The 1,084-nt window shown below is 68.3% G+C and carries 1 protein-coding gene; it reads right to left on the bottom strand.

Going from position 1 to position 1,084, the window contains the following annotated elements; translation table 11 throughout:
- On the bottom strand, positions 1 to 980 hold a 980-nt coding region (locus tag Ato02nite_RS40340), incomplete at its 3' end, for an IS481 family transposase (protein ID WP_213011984.1).
- Positions 981 to 1,084: the final 104 nt, after the last annotated feature.

The raw sequence follows: 1,084 nt of genomic DNA, 5'->3' as shown, positions 1-1,084 counted from the left end.
CCCGAGAGGTTGGGTACGCGGCTGGCGGGTGGTAGGCCGTTGAGCGCGGTGTGTCCGCGGTGGTGATTGTAGGTGTGGAGCCAGCTGGGTAGGGCTTCGCGGCGTTCGGTTTCGGTGCGGTAGGCGCGGGCGTAGGCCCATTCGTCGAGCATGGTGCGGTTGTAGCGTTCGACTTTGCCGTTGGGCTGGGGCCGGTAGGGGCGGGTGCGTTTGTGGGTGATGCCGGCCTCGGCCAGCACGTCGCGCCATAGGTGGGACCGGTAGCAGGAGCCGTTGTCGGTCAGGACTCGTTTGACCGTGATGCCGTGGCTGGTGAACCAGGCCTGGGCGCGTTGCCAGAACGCGGTTGCTGTTTCGCGGGTCTCGTCGGGCAGGACCTCGGTGTAGGCCAGGCGGGAGTGGTCGTCGACGGCGTTGTGCAGGTAGTGGTAGCCCAGTTGGGGTTCACTGCGGCGCACTTTGCGGACGCCGGGCATGGCTGAGCGGTTGCGTTTACCGGCGTGACGTCCGAGGACGCGATGCCCGCCGCCGTCGGGGATGTTGCCGAGTTTCTTGATGTCGACGTGGATCAGGTCGCCGGGGTGCTCGTGTTCGTAGCGGCGGATCACCCGGCCGGTGGCCCGGTCGAGGTGAGCCAGCCGGGCCAAGCGGTAGCGGGTCAGGACCCGGTGGACCGTGGCCGGGTTCAGGCTCAGGAAGTAGGCGATCCGGGCCGGCCCCCAGCGGCGTAGGACGCGGACCTTGATGATCCGCCGTTCGGTGCGGGTCGGGGTCCGTGACGGGCTGTGGTGTGGCCGTGAGGAACGGTCGGTCATGCCTGCTGGTCCGTCGGCGCGGTAGCGGTCGGCCCAGCGTTTCGCCGTGGTCGCGCTGACCTGGAACCGTTCCGCGGCCCGCCGCAACGGCCAGCCTTCCTCGACCACGCAGCGGGCTAGGCGCAGTCTGCCGGTCTCGGACAGGGGTGCATTACGGTGGGGCATGAGGGCCTCCGCAGGTTCGGGGTAGGACGTCGCACTCCACACCGAACCCGAAGGCCCTCACCTATTTCAAGATCTCCCCGTCACCAACGTCCATGGGCAGTACA

It is taken from the genome of Paractinoplanes toevensis, from assembly GCF_018332695.1.
GTDB lineage: Bacteria > Actinomycetota > Actinomycetes > Mycobacteriales > Micromonosporaceae > Actinoplanes > Actinoplanes toevensis.
This window is presented reverse-complemented; position numbering and strand designations above follow the sequence as displayed.